This window comes from Leptospira noumeaensis, from assembly GCF_004770765.1.
Taxonomy (GTDB): Bacteria; Spirochaetota; Leptospiria; order Leptospirales; family Leptospiraceae; genus Leptospira_A; species Leptospira_A noumeaensis.
In genome coordinates, this window is sequence record NZ_RQFK01000004.1 from 1 (window position 1) to 3,926 (window position 3,926).

Annotated in this window: 4 protein-coding genes; all 4 read left to right on the forward strand. The window is 35.0% G+C overall.

Going from position 1 to position 3,926, the window contains the following annotated elements; all coding sequences use genetic code 11:
• On the forward strand, positions 1-204 hold a 204-nt coding region (locus tag EHQ24_RS00050; RefSeq protein WP_167483031.1), incomplete at its 5' end, for an SMI1/KNR4 family protein.
• A gap of 584 nt (positions 205-788) precedes the next feature.
• Positions 789-1,589 carry a hypothetical protein gene (locus EHQ24_RS00055; protein WP_135599683.1) on the forward strand — a complete coding sequence of 267 codons (801 nt, stop codon included), beginning with the start codon at positions 789-791 and terminating at the stop codon, positions 1,587-1,589.
• A 213-nt stretch (positions 1,590-1,802) separates the two neighbouring features.
• On the forward strand, positions 1,803-2,762 hold the full coding sequence (locus EHQ24_RS00060) for a hypothetical protein (protein ID WP_135599684.1): 960 nt from the start codon (positions 1,803-1,805) through the stop codon (positions 2,760-2,762).
• Between the two features lie 241 nt (positions 2,763-3,003).
• On the forward strand, positions 3,004-3,606 hold the full coding sequence (locus EHQ24_RS00065; protein WP_135599685.1) for a hypothetical protein: 603 nt from the start codon (positions 3,004-3,006) through the stop codon (positions 3,604-3,606).
• Positions 3,607-3,926 lie beyond the last annotated feature (320 nt).

The window sequence follows — 3,926 nt, forward strand, 5'->3', positions numbered from 1 at the left end:
ACATTTATAGTTAATGTTGCAAAGGAAGCTTGGACTAAAATGAATGTTCCAAAAAATCTACTTCCAATTTGTGAGGACAATGGGAATTATTACTGCCTAAATAATATTAACGAAGTACTATATTGGTCCCATGACGGAATAAGCGAAGAAAAATGGAATGATTTAGCAAGCTGGATTAAAGAAGTTTGGATTGACAGAACATAGAAAAAAAAACCTAGCTAAACGCACGTCGTATAACAACGGGGAAACGCTGCGCTGCGGCACTTACGGCCTTGCTTGGGCTACGCCACATTCCCTTTCTGTCACTCGCTCGCATACGCAAGCTACGTGCCAGTCCCTAACGTCCCGTTCGGGACTCAGGGTCAGGGAACGTCGTCTCCCCTAGTTCGTTAGTTGCAATGTGCAGAATTTCGTTCTCGCCAGGTTCGTTTTTTCTCGCTTTTATCTATTAAGCAAAGATTGATACAAAAGATTAATTTGATCGGTCTTGTTTGTTTAAGATTTCTCAAAATTGATTTACTCTGCGCTCTTTGTTGATGTTTTCTGGTGGACTTCCAGTTCTTTCTTATCACAAATCTTTTCTCGACGGGCACACTGCAACTAACAGCGTCTTAACGCTTCACTTCGGCACTCACGGCCTCGTTCGGCCTTCGGCAAATTTCCCGATCTCCCTAACGCCTACTACGCAGGCTCAGGGCGGGAAACTTCGTCAAGACTAGTTCGTTATGCGACATACTTTCAAAGTTTTTAACTTTTCAAAATCTTACTTTTAATATCAGGAATGAGAAATGCCTAGTAAAGAATTATTAGAAAACTACCCACTTTATAAAAAACTACAGGTAACAAATATACCAGATACACTAAATTCGCTTCCAAAACCTGCAATTTCATTGTTCTGTCAAAAATGTAAAGATAGCCAAACATTTAATATGACTAATGATTATTACGATAACTTTAACTACGGAAGTCACTGTAAAGGATTAATTATTCGAGCAGAGTATATTTGTATGCATTGCAAATATGAAGAACGCCATTTTTTCATAAAAATTTCATATGATAAAAAATGGATAATGAAAGTCGGCCAATTTCCTGCCTGGGAAATAAAAGGCAATAGCGACATAGAAAATATGCTCCAAGATTTTAAAGACTATTATAAAAAAGGTTTAGTTTGTGAATCTCAGGGTTATGGAATAGGAGCATTTGGATACTATAGAAGAATTGTCGAAGAAATTATTGATCAACTCCTTGAAGAAATTTCTACCTTATTGGCTGGAGATGAATTGATTAAATATACTGAGGCATTAGAGAAAACGAAAAAAACAACAGTGGCTCAGGAAAAAATTGAACTCGTTAAAGAATTACTCCCTCAAATCTTACGACCAGACAATATGAATCCACTCCAAATATTACACTCAGCTCTCAGTGAAGGGTTGCATGCACGTTCGGATGAGGAATGTCTCGAATATGCTGATCAGTGTCGGAAAATAATAATCTTTCTCGTAGTACAAGTTAGGATAAGTAAGAATTCAGCAAAAGAATTCAAAGACAGTATGAAGAAAGTTTTAGAGAAAAAGAACACAAAAAACTAATTCTGGCAAAAAAGTACGTCGCATAACAGCGTCTACTCACTGCGCTTCGGCACTTACGGCCTCGCTTGGGCTGCGCCACATTTCCCTTCTGGCATTCGCTCGCATACGCAAGCTACATGCCAGTCCCTAACGTCCCGTCCGGGACTCAGGGTCGGGAAACGTCGAGTAGACTAGTTCGTTATGCGACATGTTATAAATAAATATAGGAAAAAAATGGAAAAATTTATTAACTTTTTAAAATCTTATTACTTACTAATTGTCATATTTTTGATAGTAAGCGGTGTTACTTCTTTATATTTTAGCTCTGACTATGAATTGAATAGCAAAAACATTCAAGAAATATCTAACGGCCAAATAGTCATAAATTCAGTCTTTGTCCCTGGATCAAAAAAATATTTTTTAGAAATAACGGGCAATTTTTTAATCACTTTCGCGATTACAATATTTATCTCCCTTTTCTTTGTAAATTTTATCGATAAAATCGACAAAGATAAATTTGAAAACAAATTATTAGATTTTCAAAAAGACACGGCTAAAAATGCAATATTATCCACATTTGAAAGGTTGATAGAGCCTGAATTTTTCAATATTATAAAAAATGAAATTTTGAATCTTAAATTACTAAGGACTGATTGTAGATGGCAATATGATATCGAAGAAGAGACAAATGGCTTACTTATATTGACTAGAACAATAAGCTACAAGCTTAAAAATATATCAAATGAAGTCTCCCAAGAACCAATAAATATAATATATTCAGATAACACACACACTTCTTCTGAAATCATTGAACTAAAGTCAAGAGCAGACGGAGAAGATAAGTTTACAAAAATTGAATTCGTAAAAAAAGGCGAAGGTAATAATTTTAAACAAAATATAGAGATTATAGAAGTTAAAGCAAATTCATCTATAGAGATTATACTAATTTTGAAGCAAACATTCAAAAATAAATACATTTTTGAAACACATATATCTAGATATCCAATCATCAATCTTGAAATTATTGTGAATTTGCCAAAAGATTTTTCTTTTAGTCTTTCAGCAGACACTTTGTCTTCACCTTTAGAAACGCATGTTGATACAGCCAGAAAAAAAACTTACCAAGTGAAAGGTGCAATCTATAAGGGACAAGGAATTGAATTTTTTGCAGAAAAAATAAAAAATGATCAATAACACGTCGCATAACAGAAACTAACCGCTTCGCTTCGGGACTTGCGCCCTCGCTCGGTCTACGACACATAGGCTTTTGGCACTCCTCTTGCTTACGCAAGCGTCGCGCCAATCCCTAACGTCCCTTCCGGGACTCAGGGCCAGCCTACGTCGGTTAGTCTAGTTCGTTAACCGCAATGTTTGAATTGGCTTATCAGTAAAACAAAGAAAATAATTGATTACATATTAAGCCAATAACAATCATATGAAAAAAAATATCAAACTAATAGCTATATTAATTATATTTATTCCTCTCATAATATACAAATGTAATTTAAATTCAAAAATCCCAAATAAAGAATCAACTTCCACCCAAACCATAGATATTGACGAAGAAATTGAAAACAAAAAAGAAGTTCATAGTTTTATCAATAGTATAAAAACAAAAGACTGTATTAGTTTCAGAAAACGACTCAAGCATGACTATGTCTATATTATTTCAGAAGTGACCTATGTATTTGACTTTACGCGGGAAAACGATTTTCACTTTGATAAATTAAAAAAAATTAGTATCTGCGATTTCCTATTCAACCAAGATACATTAAATATTTTTTTAAAAAAATATGAAGAAGAATTATATTTAAATTACAATGTATACACATTGACAGAAATAGCACAAAACACAGACACTATTGTCGTCCATTTGCATTACGATGATAACACAAAAAAAAATCAAGTATCAATAGGACTTCTTACTCCCGCACAAGGAGGAAAATATCCGATGTTTGATTTACTTTTCAATTGCGAAACAAAATCTTTTTCAACATGTTATCTAATAGAAAGTAATTCCGAAATAATTCACAAATGAATTCTTATATTTAATGCATAACAAAAATAAAGAAGTTTACCCAATAAACCGTTTGAACAAAACACTGCGGCTAACAGCGACTAACCGCTTCACTTCGGGACTTACGCCCTCGCTCGGTCTCCGACACATAGGCTTTTGTCACTCCTCTTGCTTACGCAAGCGTCGTGCCAATCCCTAACGTCCCGTTCGGGACTCAGGGCCAGCCCACGTCGGTTAGTCTAGTTCGTTATTTGCAATGGCTAGACTGTATGACTCAAGACATGGGTAACACTTTTGTAGCAAGACATAGGTAACACTTTCTGGTTTCTCATCTCTTTAGA

Excerpts from the sequence above, each read along its gene's own strand:
- EHQ24_RS00060 (WP_135599684.1), top strand. The coding sequence starts at position 1,803 with ATGGAAAAATTTATTAACTTTTTAAAATCTTATTACTTACTAATTGTC.
- EHQ24_RS00055 (WP_135599683.1), top strand. The coding sequence starts at position 789 with ATGCCTAGTAAAGAATTATTAGAAAACTACCCACTTTATAAAAAACTA.
- EHQ24_RS00065 (WP_135599685.1), top strand. The coding sequence starts at position 3,004 with ATGAAAAAAAATATCAAACTAATAGCTATATTAATTATATTTATTCCT.